Source organism: Streptomyces sp. NPDC058373, assembly GCF_042723275.1.
Classification (GTDB): domain Bacteria; phylum Actinomycetota; class Actinomycetes; order Streptomycetales; family Streptomycetaceae; genus Streptomyces.
On sequence record NZ_JBHXJE010000010.1, the window covers coordinates 102,942 to 118,396 of the forward strand.

At 73.2% G+C, this 15,455-nt stretch carries 11 protein-coding genes; 4 read left to right on the plus strand and 7 right to left on the minus strand.

The features are described from left to right. Positions 1-61: 61 nt before the first annotated feature. Complete coding sequence (locus ACFWMZ_RS09400; protein WP_383200533.1) at positions 62-2,635, minus strand: DEAD/DEAH box helicase; 2,574 nt, start codon at positions 2,633-2,635, stop codon at positions 62-64. 136 nt (positions 2,636-2,771) lie between these two features. Between ACFWMZ_RS09400 and ACFWMZ_RS09405 the strand changes: the two genes are divergently transcribed. After that, a complete protein-coding gene (locus tag ACFWMZ_RS09405; RefSeq protein ID WP_383171894.1) occupies positions 2,772-3,563 on the plus strand; it encodes a metal-dependent hydrolase in 792 nt (263 codons plus the stop codon). A 68-nt stretch (positions 3,564-3,631) separates the two neighbouring features. Here the strand turns inward: ACFWMZ_RS09405 and ACFWMZ_RS09410 are convergent, their stop codons facing one another. Both ACFWMZ_RS09410 and ACFWMZ_RS09415 read right to left on the minus strand, forming a co-directional pair. Beyond that, the gene (locus ACFWMZ_RS09410; RefSeq protein WP_383200536.1) at positions 3,632-5,413 is read right to left on the minus strand and encodes an ABC transporter ATP-binding protein; all 1,782 of its coding nucleotides are present in this window, start codon (positions 5,411-5,413) and stop codon (positions 3,632-3,634) included. Next, positions 5,410-7,239, minus strand: a complete 1,830-nt coding sequence (locus ACFWMZ_RS09415; RefSeq protein ID WP_383200539.1) for an ABC transporter transmembrane domain-containing protein — start codon at positions 7,237-7,239, stop codon at positions 5,410-5,412. The genes ACFWMZ_RS09410 and ACFWMZ_RS09415 overlap by 4 nt, the downstream gene beginning before the upstream one ends. 202 nt (positions 7,240-7,441) lie before the next feature. Between ACFWMZ_RS09415 and ACFWMZ_RS09420 the strand changes: the two genes are divergently transcribed. Continuing rightward, on the plus strand, positions 7,442-8,179 hold the full coding sequence (locus ACFWMZ_RS09420) for a L,D-transpeptidase family protein (RefSeq protein WP_383171900.1): 738 nt from the start codon (positions 7,442-7,444) through the stop codon (positions 8,177-8,179). A 356-nt stretch (positions 8,180-8,535) separates the two neighbouring features. After that, positions 8,536-8,871 carry a hypothetical protein gene (locus tag ACFWMZ_RS09425; RefSeq protein ID WP_383200542.1) on the plus strand — a complete coding sequence of 112 codons (336 nt, stop codon included), beginning with the start codon at positions 8,536-8,538 and terminating at the stop codon, positions 8,869-8,871. Positions 8,872-8,929: 58 nt separating this feature from the next. Here the strand turns inward: ACFWMZ_RS09425 and ACFWMZ_RS09430 are convergent, their stop codons facing one another. After that, positions 8,930-9,397, minus strand: coding sequence for a MarR family winged helix-turn-helix transcriptional regulator (locus tag ACFWMZ_RS09430; protein WP_383171904.1), 468 nt, complete (start codon positions 9,395-9,397; stop codon positions 8,930-8,932). A 188-nt stretch (positions 9,398-9,585) separates the two neighbouring features. Between ACFWMZ_RS09430 and ACFWMZ_RS09435 the strand changes: the two genes are divergently transcribed. Beyond that, positions 9,586-11,433, plus strand: coding sequence for an ABC transporter ATP-binding protein (locus ACFWMZ_RS09435; RefSeq protein WP_383200545.1), 1,848 nt, complete (start codon positions 9,586-9,588; stop codon positions 11,431-11,433). 581 nt (positions 11,434-12,014) lie between these two features. Here ACFWMZ_RS09435 and ACFWMZ_RS09440 read toward each other — a convergent pair. The 3 genes from ACFWMZ_RS09440 to ACFWMZ_RS09450 form a co-directional block, all read right to left on the minus strand. Next, positions 12,015-13,115, minus strand: a complete 1,101-nt coding sequence (locus ACFWMZ_RS09440; protein ID WP_383200548.1) for an NAD(P)-binding domain-containing protein — start codon at positions 13,113-13,115, stop codon at positions 12,015-12,017. Positions 13,116-13,177: 62 nt separating this feature from the next. After that, positions 13,178-14,344 carry an LLM class flavin-dependent oxidoreductase gene (locus ACFWMZ_RS09445; RefSeq protein WP_383171911.1) on the minus strand — a complete coding sequence of 389 codons (1,167 nt, stop codon included), beginning with the start codon at positions 14,342-14,344 and terminating at the stop codon, positions 13,178-13,180. Continuing rightward, positions 14,344-15,393 carry an ABC transporter substrate-binding protein gene (locus ACFWMZ_RS09450; protein ID WP_383200551.1) on the minus strand — a complete coding sequence of 350 codons (1,050 nt, stop codon included), beginning with the start codon at positions 15,391-15,393 and terminating at the stop codon, positions 14,344-14,346. The genes ACFWMZ_RS09445 and ACFWMZ_RS09450 overlap by 1 nt, the downstream gene beginning before the upstream one ends. Positions 15,394-15,455: the final 62 nt, after the last annotated feature.

Here is a 15,455-nt window from a genome sequence, read left to right on the forward strand (position 1 = left end):
CTGGTCCCGATGGGGGCCGGGCGGGCCCGGCGGGCCCGCCCCCGACCGCGTCCGTGCGGCGTCACAGCCGGCCGACGTCGGTGACCCGGACCACGGCCCGGCCCTCCGCGTCGGAGGCGGCGAGATCGACCTCGGCGCTGATGCCCCAGTCGCGGTCGCCGTTCGGGTCCTCGAAGGTCTGCCGGACCCGCCACAGCTGGTCCTCGGGCCGCTCCTCGATGAGCAGCAACTTGGGGCCGCGCGCGTCCGGGCCCGTACCGAGGTCGTCGTACTCGTCCCAGTACGCGTCCATCGCCTCGCCCCACCGCTCGGCGGTCCACCCGGCGTCGCCGTCGAGCTCGCCCAGCTCCGCGACGTGGTCCAGGGCGGCCAGCTCCACGCGGCGGAACATGGCGTTGCGCACCAGCACCCGGAAGGCGCGGGCGTTGGCCGTCACCGGCTTCACCTGGTCGGCCTTCTCGCGGGCCTCCTCCGCCGTCATGCCGGCCGGGTTGGCGAGCTGCTCCCACTCGTCCAGCAGGCTGGAGTCGACCTGGCGCACCAGCTCGCCCAGCCACGCCGTCAGGTCCTCCAGGTCCTCCGACTTCAGGTCGTCGGGCACGGTGTGCTCCAGCGCCTTGTACGCGCTAGCCAGGTAGCGGAGCACGATGCCCTCGGTCCGGGCCAGCTCGTAGAAGGAGACGAACTCCGTGAAGGACATCGCCCGTTCGTACATGTCACGGATGACCGACTTCGGCGACAGCGAGTGGTCGCCGACCCACGGGTGGCTCTGCCGGTAGGTGTCGTAGGCGTGGAAGAGCAGCTCCTCCAGCGGTTTGGGGTGCGAGATCTCCTGGAGCCGCTCCATGCGGTCCTCGTACTCCACCCCGTCGGCCTTCATCGCCGCGACGGCCTCGCCGCGCGCCTTGTTCTGCTGCGCGTGCAGGATCTGGCGCGGGTCGTCCAGCGTCGACTCGACGACCGAGACCATGTCCAGCGCGTACGACGGCGACTCCGGGTCCAGCAGGTCGAAGGCGGCCAGCGCGAAGGTGGAGAGCGGCTGGTTGAGCGCGAAGTCCTGCTGGAGGTCGACGGTGAGCCGGACGATGCGGCCCTCGGCGTCCGGCTCGTCCAGCTTCTCCACGATGCCGCCGGCGAGCAGCGAGCGGTAGATGGCGATGGCCCGCCGGATGTGCCGGAGCTGCTGCTTGCGCGGCTCGTGGTTGTCCTCCAGCAGATGGCGCATGGCCTCGAAGGCGTTGCCCGGACGGGCGATGACCGACAGCAGCATGGTGTGGGTCACCCGGAAACGCGAGGTCAGCGGCTCAGGCTCGGAGCCGATGAGCTTCTCGAAGGTCTGCTCCGACCAGCCGACGAACCCCTCGGGTGCCTTCTTCCGGACCACCTTGCGGCGCTTCTTGGGGTCGTCACCCGCCTTGGCCAGCGCCTTCTCGTTCTCCACCACGTGCTCCGGGGCCTGTGCCACCACGAGCCCGGCGGTGTCGAAACCGGCCCGCCCGGCGCGCCCCGCGATCTGGTGGAACTCGCGGTTGCGCAGCACCCGCACCCGGGTGCCGTCGTACTTGGTGAGGGCGGTGAAGAGCACCGTGCGGATCGGTACGTTCACCCCGACGCCCAGCGTGTCCGTCCCGCAGATTACCTTCAGCAGGCCGGCCTGGGCCAGCCGCTCCACCAGCCGCCGGTACTTCGGCAGCATGCCCGCGTGGTGCACCCCGATGCCGTGCCGCACGTACCGCGACAGGTTCCGGCCGAACTTGGTGGTGAAGCGGAAGTTGCCGATCAGTTCGGCGATGCGGTCCTTCTCCTCGCGCGTGCACATGTTGATGCTCATCAGCGCCTGCGCCCGCTCCACCGCCTGGGCCTGCGTGAAGTGCACGATGTAGACCGGCGCCTGCCGGGTGTCGAGCAGCTCGGTGAGGGTCTCGGTGAGCGGCGTCGTGCGGTACTCGTACGACAGCGGCACCGGGCGGGTCGCCGAGCGGACCACCGAGGTGGGGCGGCCGGTGCGGCGCGTCAGGTCCTTCTCGAACATCGCGACGTCGCCGAGGGTCGCCGACATCAGCACGAACTGCGCCTGAGGCAGTTCCAGCAGCGGAATCTGCCAGGCCCAGCCCCGGTCCTGCTCCGCGTAGAAGTGGAACTCGTCCATCACGACCTGGCCGACGTCGGCCGCGCGGCCGTCCCGCAGCGCGATGGAGGCGAGCACCTCGGCGGTGCAGCAGATCACCGGCGCGTCGGCGTTCACCGAGGCGTCGCCGGTGAGCATGCCGACGTTCTCGGTGCCGAAGAGCTTGCAGAGGTCGAAGAACTTCTCCGAGACCAGGGCCTTGATGGGCGCGGTGTAGAACGTCACCTTGTCCTGGGCCAGCGCGGCGAAGTGCGCGCCCGCCGCGACCAGGCTCTTGCCCGACCCGGTCGGCGTGGACAAGATCACATTGGCCCCGGAGACCACCTCGATCAGCGCCTCCTCCTGCGCCGGGTAGAGAGTGATGCCCCGTTCCTCGACCCAGGACGAGAAGGCGTCGAAGAGGGCATCGGGGTCGGCGTCCGGCGGCAGCTGATCGATAAGGGTCACGCCCCCATCTTGCCTTCCTTCGGCACCGATCACGGAATCGGATGACCGTGCGAAGATCATCGGGGCTAGGCTGAACCGCCAACCGGGCGGGAGACAGCGGCGGTCGGGACCACCGGCCGCGCCGGAGGTGGCGACCACCGCCACCGCTGCCCACCTGACGACAGACGGACAGCGGACAAGGGGCGGGGACACAGCCATGATGGGACCGGCGCACTCACTGTCGGGAGCAGCGGCCTGGCTGGGGGTGGGAGCGCTCGCCACCGCGAACGGCCACCCCATGCCGTGGCCGGTACTGGTCACCGGCGCGCTCATCTGCGCGGGCGCCGCCCTCGCGCCGGACCTCGACCACAAGTCGGCGACCATCTCCCGCGCCTTCGGGCCGGTCTCCCGGGGCCTCTGCGAGATCATCGACCGGCTCTCCGCCGCCGTCTACAAGGCCACCCGCGGCAAGGGCGACCCCCGGCGCAACGGCGGCCACCGCACCCTCACCCATACGTGGCTCTGGGCCGTGCTGATCGGCGCCGGTGCCTCCGCCACCGCCGTGCTCGGCGGCCGGTGGGCCGTCCTGGGACTGCTCTTCGTCCACATGGTCCTCGCCGTCGAGGGCCTGCTCTGGCGGCACGCACGGGTCTCCAGCGACGTCCTGGTCTGGCTGCTCGGCGCGGCCGGCGCCTGGATCCTCGCCGGAGTCCTGGACCAGCCGGGCAACGGCGCGGGCTGGCTCTTCACCGAACCCGGCCAGGAGTACCTGTGGCTGGGCCTGCCGATCATCCTCGGCGCCCTCGTCCACGACATCGGCGACGCCCTGACCGTCTCCGGCTGCCCGATCCTGTGGCCGATCCCCGTCGGCCGCCGCCGCTGGTATCCGGTCGGCCCGCCCAAGGCCATGCGGTTCAAGGCCGGGAGCTGGGTGGAGATCAAGGTGCTGATGCCCGCCTTCATGCTCCTCGGCGGGGTGGGCGGGGTCGCCGCCCTCAACATCGTCTGACCACGGGCCTACGCCTGCGGGCCCCCGGTTCCACCGGACCGGGGCCGCCCGTCTCACCCGCACCCGTCTCACCCGTGCCAAGAGCGCCAGAGCGCCGCGTACGCGCCGTCGGCCGCGACCAGCCGGTCGTGCGGGCCCAGTTCCGTGATCCGGCCGCCCTCCACCACGGCGATCAGGTCCGCGTCGTGCGCCGTGTGCAGCCGGTGCGCGATCGCCACCACCGTCCGGCCCTCCAGCACCCGCGCCAGCGAACGCTCCAGGTGCCGCGCCGCACGCGGGTCGAGCAGCGAGGTCGCCTCGTCCAGCACCAGCGTGTGCGGATCGGCCAGCACCAGCCGTGCCAGCGCCACCTGCTGCGCCTGCGCCGGGGTCAGCGCCGTCGCACCGGAGCCGACCTCGGTGTCCAGCCCGTCGGCCAGCGCCCGGCCCCAGCCCTCCGCGTCGACCGCCGCCAGCGCCGCCCACAACTCCTCGTCCCCGGCGCCGGTCCTGGCCAGCCGCAGGTTGTCCCGCAGCGAGCCGACGAAGACGTGGTGCTCCTGGTTGACCAGCGCCACGTGGGAGCGGACCTCCTCGGCGGGCATCCGCGCCAGCTCCGCCCCGCCGAGCGTGACCCGGCCCCGCCCCGGCCCGTAGATCCCGGCCAGCAGCCGGCCCAGGGTCGACTTGCCCGCGCCCGAAGGGCCCACCAGCGCCAGCCGGGTCCCCGGCTCCACCGCCAGCGTCACCTGCCGCAGCACGTCCACGCCCGGCCGGTAGCCGAAGTGGACGTCGTCGGCCCGCACCGCCCGGCCCTCGGGCCGCTCGGCCGCGTCGCCCGCCTCCGGCTCCACCTCGCGCACCCCCACCAGCCGGGCCAGCGAGACCTGCGCCACCTGCAACTCGTCGTACCAGCGCAGCACGATGCCGACCGGGTCGACGAGCATCTGCGAGATGAGCGCCGCCGTGGTGAGCTGGCCGACACCGATCCAGCCCTGGAGCACGTAGACGCCGCCGACGAGCAGCACCGACGCGAGCACCAGGACATGGGTGAGGGAGACCACCGGGAAGAGGACCGAGCGCAGCCACAGGGTGTAGCGCTCCCAGAGCGTCCACTCCAAGACCCGGCGGTCCGACAGTGTCACCCGCTCCGGGCCCAGCCGCAGCGACTCCACCGTGCGGCCCGCGTCGACCGTCTCGGTGAGCGCCGAGGCCACCGCCGCGTACCCGGCCGCCTCCGACCGGTACGCCGCCGGGGCGCGCCGGAAGTACCAGCGGCAGAGCGCCAGCAGCAGCGGGACCGCGATCAGCACCACCGGCGCCAGCGTCGGCGCCGTCACCGTCAGCCCGCCCAGCAGCAGCACGATCCACACCACGCCGATCGCCAACTGCGGCACCGCCTCGCGCAGCGCGTTGGCGAGCCGGTCGACGTCGGTGGTGATGCGGGAGAGCAGATCGCCGGTCCCGGCCCGCTCCAGCACGCCCGGCGGCAGCTCGACCGAGCGGATGAGGAAGTCCTCCCGCAGATCGGCGAGGACCTCCTCGCCCAGCATGGCGCCGTGCAGCCGCACCCGGTGGATGAAGAACGCCTGCACCATCAGGGCGCCGGCGAACAGCAGCATCGTGCGGACCAGCGGGACCTCCTCGGCCCCCGCCGAGACGTCCTCGACCAGCGAGCCCAGCAGGTACGGGCCCACCATGGAGGCGATCACCGCCACCGCGTTGACCGTCACCAGCGTCAGGAAGGCCCTGCGGTGCCGCCGGGCAAGGTCGGCCACGTACGCCCGGACCGTGTCCGGGCCCGCCACCGGCAGCTTCGTCGCCTCGGTCGGTGCCGCCGGGTCGTAGGCGGGGGGTGCCAGCCCGATCATGCCTTCTCCTCGATCTCGTCCCGTTCCCCGGCGCCCGGCGCTTCCGCGGCCCGGGTGTCCTGCTCCGCCTCGGTCTCCCGGGTCACCACCGCGCGGTACCGCGGCTCGCCGCGCAGCAGCTCCTGATGGGTGCCGACGGCCACCGCCGCACCCTCGTCGATCAGCACCACGCGTTCGGCTCCGTCCAGCAGCAGCGGCGACGAGGTCAGCACCACCGTGGTCCGCCCGGCCCGCGACGCCCGCAGCCGCTCGGCGATCTTCGCCTCGGTGTGCGCGTCCACCGCCGACGTCGGCTCGTCCAGCACCAGCACCCGCGGGTCGGCCACCAGCGAGCGGGCCAGCGCGAGCCGCTGGCGCTGGCCGCCCGAGAGCGACCGGCCCCGCTCCGTGATCCGGGCCCGCATCGGGTCGCCGTCCGGATCGACCGAGGCCTGGGCCAGCGCCTCCAGCACGTCACCGCAGTACGCCGCCGTCAGCGCCTCCTCGCCGCCCACCCGGCCCGAGCAGGGCACGTCGAGCAGTTCCGCGAGCGTTCCCGACAGCAGCACCGGGTCCTTGTCCTGCACCAGCACCGCCTGCCGGACCGCCGCCAGCGGCAGTTCGTCCAGGGCGGCGCCACCCAGCAGGGCCGAGGGCACCGGCGCGGCGTCCTCGTCCCGGGGCGCGTGCCCGCCGAGCCGCTCCGCCAGCCGGCCCGCCAGGTCCGGGTCTCCGCAGACCACCGCCGTGAAGACTCCGTCGGGGGCCAGCAGGCCCGTCGCGGGGTCGTACAGGTCGCCTCGCGGCACCGTGGCTGCGACCTCGGCGGGAGCCCCGTCAGCCCCGGCGTCCTCCCGCCGCAGTCCCAGCACTCGCGCCGCGCGCTGCGCCGAGGGCCGTGAGAAGGAGTAGGCCATCGCGATCTCCTCGAAGTGCCGCAGCGGATAGTTCAGCAGCATCACCGCGCTGTAGACCGTGACCAGTTCGCCCACCGTGATCCGCCCCAGCTGCGCCAGGTGCACGCCGTACCAGACCACCCCGACCAGCAGCAGCCCCGGCAGCAGCACCTGCACCGCCGAGATCAGCGCCCACATCCGGGCACTGCGCACGGCGGCCCGCCGGACCTCCTGCGAGGCGTTCCGGTAGCGGCCGAGGAAGAGCTGTTCACCGCCGATGCCGCGCAGCACCCGCAGACCGGCGACCGTGTCGGAGGCCAGCTCCGTGGCGCGCCCGGCCTTCTCCCGCTGGTGGTCGGCGCGCCGGGTGGCGGGCGGCAGCAGCGGCAGCACCGCGAGCGCCAGCACCGGTACGCCGACGGCGACGACCACGCCGAGCGCCGGCTGGTAGACGACCAGACCGGCGCAGACCGCCAGCACGGTCACGGCGGCCGCCGTGAAGCGGGAGAGCGCCTCCACGAACCAGCCGATCTTCTCCACGTCGCCGGTGGAGACGGCCACCACCTCTCCGGCGGCGACCCGCCGGGTCAGCGCGGCCCCCAGCGTCGCGGTGCGGCGTGCCAGCAACTGCTGGACCCGGGCGGCCGCCGTGATCCAGTTGGTGACGGAGGTGCGGTGGAGCATCATGTCGCCCGCGGCGACGCCGATCCCGAAGACCGCCAGCACCCCGCCGGCCACCGCCAGCCCGCCGCTCTCGCCCGCCACCACCGCCTCCACGGCGACGCCGACGCCGTACGGCAGGGCCGCGATGGAGAGAAAGTGCAGCAACCCCCAGACGAGGGACTTGAGCTGGCCGCCGAGCTGCATGCGCCCGAGCCAGATGAGGAAACGGGGCCCGGAGCGCGTGTCGGGCTCGCCCGGATCGGTGTACGGAAGGTCGCGAATCTGCATGACGTCCCAGGACTCGGTGGAGCAGGAGCAGAACTCGGTACAGCAGGAGCAAACCGTGACAGCCTTGCCTGCCCGGAGCGGAGCGGCAACCGAATAAACGGCTGCTCCGTACGGCTTTCGGCCGCAGGCCCCGCGCACGCGCCTGAGCACCTGCCACCAGGCCCCGGTCCGCGCCGGATCCTCCGGTGCGACCATGGAGCCCATGCGCCCGACCGCGATTCGCCCGACCGTGCTCCGTACCGTGCTCGCCACCGCCGCCGGAGCCCTCCTGCTCACCTCGTGCGGCTCCGGCGGCGTGGCCTTTGAGCCGACGGACGGCGCGCAACGGCCCGACGCCCGGGCGTCGTCGGCCGACCCGACCGTACTGCCGGGCATCTCCGGCCGCCTCCAGCAGCGGATACCGGACGACACCCGCCAGGTGGTCGCCGTCTACGGCGACGGCGCGGACCGCAGCACCGCCACCGTCGTCCTCTACACCAAGGACGGCGACGGCTGGAAGAAGCGTGCCGACTGGCCCGCCCACAACGGCAGGAAGGGGTGGACTCCGGACCACCACGAGAACGACAAGCGCAGCCCCGTCGGCGTCTTCACCCTCACCGACGCGGGCGGTGTCCTCGCCGACCCCGGCCCGGGCGGCCTGCCGTACACCCGCAGCGGCGCCTTCGCGGCGCCGCGCACCTGGGCGAAGTCGCACTGGCACGACTTCGACCTCGTCATCGCCATCGACTACAACCGGGTCAAGGGGACGCCGCCCAACGACCCGTCCCGGCCCGAGGGGCAGTCCAAGGGCGGCAGTATCTGGCTCCACCTCGACCACGGCAGCGGCACCTCCGGCTGCGTCAGCCTCTCGGAGCAGGGCATGCGCCACCTCCTGCGCACCCTCGAACCGGACCAGCACCCCGTGGTCGTGATGGGGGACAGGGCGTCCCTGCGCGCCTGAGCCGCCCAGGCGCTCACCCGGCGACGGGCCGCGAGGTGTCGGGAAAGCCGGTGCCGGGCCGCGCCGGGGACCGCGGGCAAGATTCCGATGCGGAGCTCGACCTGGATCTCCGGCATCGCACCTGGAGCACATCCGACTGGAAGGACCATGGCGCGGTGCTGCGCCGTATCCTTCCTCAACTCGCCACTGCTCTGGTCAGCGGTCATGTGCAGCCCCTCTTCGGCATGCGCGAGGTCGGATACTCGTTCTCGCGTGGTCTCTGGCAGCAATGGCCCACACACCAGAGCGCGGCGGTGTGGGAGTTCCTGCATGCCTGGTGGGCTCACACGCTGAGCCAACCGGCTCCTGTCGTCCCGGTGCACGAGGTTCTCGCACTGTGCACCGAGGCGTCCGCCACTCTTGGCCCGTGGCTCCACACCTGGGAGGCGCTCGATCACCGCGTTGCCGACCAGCACCTGGCCGCGGCGGCAGCCCGTTGGGAGTACGACCTCCTGGGCGACCGGCTTCCATGGGACTCGATGGACGACGCGGAAGCCCGGTGCGCCGAACTCGCGTCCTGGCTCGCCCGCCATGCCCCCGCCCGACTCCGCGGCCAGGACGTCCCCGAGGAACTGCTTCACCGCATACGACTGACAGGTCTCAACGGTCCAGCTCGCTGGGAGGACCCGCACTGGCCCGACTACCGCTACTGACCGGGCAGTCGACAGGCAGGCCGAGCCGCCCGCTGCCAGGCGCCGTCGTGTCGGTGGCTCAGCCTTCCCCCTCCGGCGGGGGAGCGACCTCGGTACGGCCGGGGCCGTCGACCAGGGCCGACAGCAGGCCGCCGAGTACGGACCGCTGCTCGGCGGTCAGTGGGGCCAGGATCTCCTCCACCGCGCCCCGGCGCGCGCTGCGCATGGCGCGCAGCGCCTCGCGGCCGCCCTCGGTCAGCTCGATCCGCACCACCCGGCGGCTCTCCGGGTCGGGCACCCGGCGCACCCGGTCCGCCTCCTCCAGCCCGTCGACCAGGCTGGTGACGGCGCGGGGGACCACTTCGAGGCGCTGGGCGAGATCGGCCATCCGCGGCGGCCGCTCGCAGACCGCGACCGTACGCAGCAGGCGGGCCTGGGCGGGAGTGATGCCGAGCGGCTCCAGCTGGCGCCGCTGGAGCCGGTGCAGCCGGCGGGTGAGGCGCAGCAACTGCTCGGCGAGAACGCCGTCGGGGTCGGGTGAATCCATGCGCGAACATTAACAGGACCTCGTCCATTGTGTACATAGGTAACAATGAGCTATGGTCTGCGTTGCCTTCTCGTCCGCGCACGCGGAAGACCTCGTTTCCGCGCCGGCTGCCGTCCCGGCGCCCCCGGGGCCACCGAACCCCGGCGTGCCGCGAGGGCGCCGACCGCCACGTCCCCTCGAAGGAGCCCATGCGTCCCGAACCGTCCCCCACCTGGGCACCACCGCCGAAGAAGCCGGACGACCCGGAGCAGCCGCGCCAGGTCCGCCGGATCGTCCGGCTCTTCCGCCCCTACCGCGGCCGCCTGGCGCTGGTCGGCCTGCTCGTCGCCGCCGCCTCGCTGGTCTCGGTCACCACACCGTTCCTGTTGCGCGAGATCCTCGACACGGCCATCCCCGAGCAGCGCACCGGCCTGCTGAGCCTGCTCGCGCTCGGCATGATCGCCGCCGCCGTCATGACGAGCGTCTTCGGCGTGCTCCAGACCCTGATCTCCACCACCGTGGGCCAGCGCGTCATGCACGACCTGCGCACCGCCGTCTACGCCCGGCTCCAGAGCATGTCGCTGGCCTTCTTCACCCGCACCCGCACCGGCGAGATCCAGTCCCGGATCTCCAACGACATCGGCGGGATGCAGGCCACCGTCACCTCGACGGCCACCTCCCTGGTCTCCAACCTCACCAGCGTCATCGCCACCGTCGTCGCGATGCTCGCCCTGGACTGGCGGCTGACCGCGGTCTCGCTGCTGCTGCTCCCGGTCTTCGTCTGGATCAGCCGCCGGGTCGGCCGCGAGCGCAAGCGCATCGCCACCGACCGGCAGAGGCAGATGGCCGCCATGGCGGCCACCGTCACCGAATCCCTCTCGGTCAGCGGCATCCTGCTGGGCCGCACCATGGGCCGAGGCGACTCCCTGACCCGCACCTTCCGCGACGAGTCCGACCGCCTGGTCGACCTGGAGGTCCGCTCCAGCATGGCGGGCCGCTGGCGGATGTCGGTCATCAGCATCGTGATGGCCGCGATGCCCGCCCTCATCTACTGGGCCGCCGGACTCTCCCAGCACGTCCAGGGCCCCGCGATCTCCATCGGCACCCTGGTCGCCTTCGTCTCCCTCCAGCAAGGCCTCTTCCGCCCCACGGTCAGCCTGCTCACCACCGGCGTCCAGGTGCAGACCTCCCTCGCCCTCTTCCAGCGGATCTTCGAGTATCTCGACCTGGAGGTCGACATCACCGAACCCGAGCACCCGGTGCGGCTGGAGAAGGTGCGCGGCGAGCTCCGCTTCGAGCACGTCGAGTTCCGGTACGCGGGACAGGAGCGCCCGGTGCTCTCCGGCATCGACATCGACGTTCCGGCGGGCACCTCGCTGGCCGTCGTCGGCGAGACCGGCTCCGGCAAGAGCACCCTCAGCCACCTCGTGCCCCGGCTCTACGACGTCACCGGCGGCCGCGTCACCCTCGACGGCGTCGACGTACGCGACCTGGACTTCGCCACGCTCGCCCGCGCGATCGGAGTGGTCTCCCAGGAGACGTACCTCTTCCACGCCTCCGTCGCCGACAACCTCCGCTTCGCCAAGCCCGACGCCACCGACGCGGAGCTGGTCGAAGCCGCCCGGGCCGCCCAGATCCACGACCACGTCGCGGCCCTGCCCGAGGGGTACGACACGGTCGTCGGCGAGCGCGGACACCGCTTCTCCGGTGGCGAGAAACAGCGGCTCGCCATCGCCCGCACCATCCTGCGCGACCCACCCGTCCTCGTCCTGGACGAGGCCACCAGCGCCCTGGACACGCGGACCGAGCAGGCCGTCCAGGAGGCGATCGACGCCCTCTCCGCCAACCGCACCACCCTGACCATCGCCCACCGGCTCTCCACGGTCCGCGACGCGGACCAGATCGTCGTCCTCGACCACGGCCGCACCGCCGAACGCGGCACCCACGAAACCCTCCTAGCCCAGGAGGGCCTCTACACGGCGCTCGTCCGCAAGGACGCCCGTCCCACCACCGCCACCCACGGCGGCATGCCCGAATTGAGCACCTCGGCGGGATAGCGCTCGCCCCCTGCCGCCCGCTCCCGCCACCGGAGCCTCATCCGGCGGGGCCGGACCACCCCACCCTGCTCGCCACCGGGCCCCTAGCCGCGCCGCCGACCCCGCTTCTCACCGGCGAGGAGCGCAGCCCCGACCGGGGCTCCCTCGCGATCCCCCGGAGGCCGCCGGTTCACCCATGTCTACGCGCTGGCCGACCAGGCTCTCGGCCTCGGCGTCGGTGCCACCTGGAAGGCGGCGAAGGGCGCCCGCTCGCCCTCTTCGGCGCGGCCGACCGCAGCCCCGAGGGACACTCCTCCCCCGCCACGTGTCTCCCTCCCCCCTCGCCACCGCCCACGAGGTCCCGCACCCACGGCCCGTACGACCCCTACGCCCGCCGGGGCCTGCCGCTCACCCCCTCGGCGGTCCGGGCGAGCAGGCGTTACCGCCGCTCGATCGGTCACAGTCCGCCTCGGCGACACCCGCTTCATCAAGGCCCGCGCCGAACTCAGCTCCCACACCGAGAAGTTGACGGCGACCCCCGCTCTGGCTCCGCCAACGGCAGGGGACGACCGCCGAGGCGTACCCCGCCGGGCCCCGCCCGTTCAGGCCGCGACCGGCTCCCGCGCCAGCAGCTCCCGTATCTCGCGCACCGCTGCCCGCCCCGCCCGGTTGGCGCCGATGGTGCTGGCCGAAGGGCCGTAGCCGACCAGGTGGACCCGGGGATCGCGGGCCACTCGCGTCCCCTCGACCCGGATGCCGCCGCCGGGCTCGCGCAGCCTCAGCGGCGCCAAGTGGTCCACCGCCGCACGGAACCCGGTCGCCCACAGCACCACGTCGGCCGTGAAGACCGAACCGTCCTCCCACACGGCGCCCTCGGCGGTGAGCCGCTCGAACATCGGGCGCCGCGCCAGCGTCCCGTCCGCCACACCCCGCCGGACCGCCTCGTTCATCGGCAGGCCCGTCACCGACACGACACTGCGCGGCGGCAGCCCCTGCCGTACCCGCTCGTCGACCCGCGCCACCGCCTGCCGCCCCTGGTCCTCGTCGAACGGCCCCTCGTGGAACTCCGGCGGCCGCCGCGTCGCCCAGGCGGTGGCCGCCGCGACCGGGGCGATCTCCAGCAGGTGCTGCACCGCCGACGTGCCGCCGCCCACCACCAGCACCCGCTGCCCGGCGAACGCGTCCGGTCCCGGATAGCCGGCGGTGTGCAGCTGCCGCCCCCGGAACTCCTCCTGACCCCGGTACCTCGGCCAGAACGGCCGGTCCCAGGTCCCCGTCGCGCTGATCAGCGCCCGCGCCGCCCACACCCCGTCCGAGGTCTCCACCCGCAGCCGCCCGCCCCCGCCCTCCCGCACGGCCCGCACGTCCACCGGACGGTGAACCCGCAGCCCGAACCTCTCCTCGTACTCCCGGAAGTACGCGCCGATCACCTCGGAGGAGGGCCGCGACGCGTCCGCGCCCGTCAGCTCCATGCCGGGCAGCGCGTGCATGCCGTGCACCCGTCCGTAGGTCAGCGTCGGCCAGCGGAACTGCCAGGCCCCGCCCGGGCGCGGCGCGTGATCGAGGACCACGAACTCCTCGCCGGGCTCCAGCCCGGACCTGCGCAGGTGGTAGGCGGCCGACAACCCCGCCTGGCCGGCGCCGACCACGAGCACGTCGACGGGGCGGGGGGCCTCGGTGTGCGGTGTCCCGTTCTGCTTCACGTTCCTGCCAACGGGCCGGGGCGCCGGGTTCTTCCCGACGCCCCGGCCCGTCCCGGCCCCGGTCAGCGACCGCCCGCCACCAGCAGCGGAGCCCCGCCCACGCCGGCCTTCCCGGGCCGGTCGAGCAGGCCCCGGGCGGCCAGCTCGGGCATCACGCCCTCCCCGAACCAGTACGCCTCCTCCAGGTGCGGGTAGCCCGAGAGGATGAAGTGGTCGACGCCGAGCGCGTGGTACTCCTCGATCCGGTCGGCGACCTCCGCGTGGCTGCCCACCAGCGCCGTCCCCGCGCCGCCGCGCACCAGCCCGACCCCGGCCCACAGGTTCGGGGAGATCTCCAGCTGGTCGCGGGAGCCGCCGTGCAGCGCCAGCATCCGCTGCTGCCCCACGGACTCGCTGCGCCCGAGCGCCTCCTGCGCGGCGGCCACGGTGTCGGCGTCCAGCTCGTCGAGGAGGGCGCGCGCGGTCCGCCACGCCTCCGCCGACGAGTCCCGCGAGATCGAGTGCAGCCGGATGCCGAACCGCACCGTCCGCCCCTCCCGCTCGGCCAGCCCCCGGATCCAGTCGATCTTCTCCCTCACCTGAGCCGGCGGCTCGCCCCAGGTCAGGTACACGTCGGCGTGCCGGGCCGCGACCGGGCCCGCCGCGGGCGAGGAGCCGCCGAAGAACACCTCGGGCAGCGGGTCCGGCGGCAGCGCCGTCAGCCCGCCCTCCACCTGGTAGTGCCGGCCGTCGAAGTCGTACGGCTTGCCGGTCCAGGCGCCCCGGACCACGGAGAGGAACTCGTCGGTCCGCGCGTACCGCTCGTCGTGGCCGAGATGGTCGCCGAACCGCCGCTGCTCGGTGCCGTCGCCGCCGGTCACCACGTTGAGCAGCAGCCGCCCCCGGGTGACGCGCTGGTAGGTGGCGGCCATCTGCGCGGCCAGCACGGGGGAGATGACCCCGGGCCGGAAGGCGACGAGGAACTTCAGCCGCTCGGTGTGCTGGGCGAGCGCCGCCGTCGTCAGCCAGGCGTCCTCGCACCAGGTGCCGGTGGGCGTCAGCACCGCCTCGAACCCCAGGTGTTCGGCGGCCTTGGCGATCTGCGCCAGGTAGTCGATGTCGGGCGGCCGCACCCCGCTGACCGGCGTGACCCGGGAGCGGGAGACCCCGCCGTCGGTGTAGGCGTGGCGGTCGACGAGCGTACGGCCGTCGCCGCCGGTCGGCAGGAACCAGTGCAGGCGGACAGTCATCAGGAACCCTCCTGGTAGTCGCGGCCCTCGGTGGTGGAGGGCGGCAGACCCTTGTTGAAGCGGGTGTCGACGTAGTCGGCGAAGTCGAAGCGGCGCGGGACGAGCTTCAGCTCGGCGAAGGTGTCGGCGATCTCCTGCTCGGAGGCGATCGCCTCCTTGTCGACGGCCACACTGATCCGCGTCCCGTGAGTCCGCTTCACCGCCGCCAGCGCCACCTCGTACGGCAGCCCGGTGTCCTTCGCCCAGACCTTCGCCCACTCCTCCGGGTGCTCATACACCCAGTTCTCCGCGCGCCGCAGCCGCTTCAGGTAGTCACCGATGGCGGCCGACTTCTCCTTGTCGGCGAGCGCGCTCGGCGCGGCCACCTGGAAGTTCAGCCCGTTCACCACCCCGCGCCCGTCGGTGAGTACCCGCCCCTGCTTCGCGGTGAGCACCTGCGAGGTGTACGGGTCCCAGACCGCCCACGCGTCGACCTTGCCGCCGGTGAACGCGGCCAGCGCGTCGGCCGGCTGGAGGTACGTCACCTTGATGTCGCTCAGCTTCAGCCCGGCCTTCCGCAGCGACGCCACCAGTTGGTAGTGGGCGGAGGAGCCCTGCGCCACCGCCACCGAACGGCCCTTCAGCTCCTCGGTCCGCTTCAGCTTCGAGTCGTTGGGGACGAGGATGGCCTCCCCGGCGGTGTCGCCGTGGGTGGCCGCGACCACGGTCACCTTCGAGTCGGCCCCCGCGGCGAAGACCGGCGGGGTGTTGCCGACCGAACCGATGTCGACGGCCTTGGCGTTGACCGCCTCCAGCAGTGGCGGGCCGGAGGTGAAGGTCGACCACGTGATGCGGTAGTCGAGGTCGTCGAGCTCCCCGGCGGCACGCAGGACCGCCTCCGCACCGCCCTTCTGGTCACCGACGTCGAGGACCACGGAGCCCTTCCCGTCGGTCCCACCGCCCGGACCCCCGGCGGACGACGCGGCGGGGGAGCCGCCGGAGCAGGCGGAGACCAGCAGGGAGAGGGGGATCAGCAGGAGCAGGGCGAGGGGGAGTGGTCGGCGTTTCATGGGGTTCCGTTCGGTGAGGGGAGGACGGGTCGGCGGCGGCGCGCCGGGTACCGAGGGGCGTG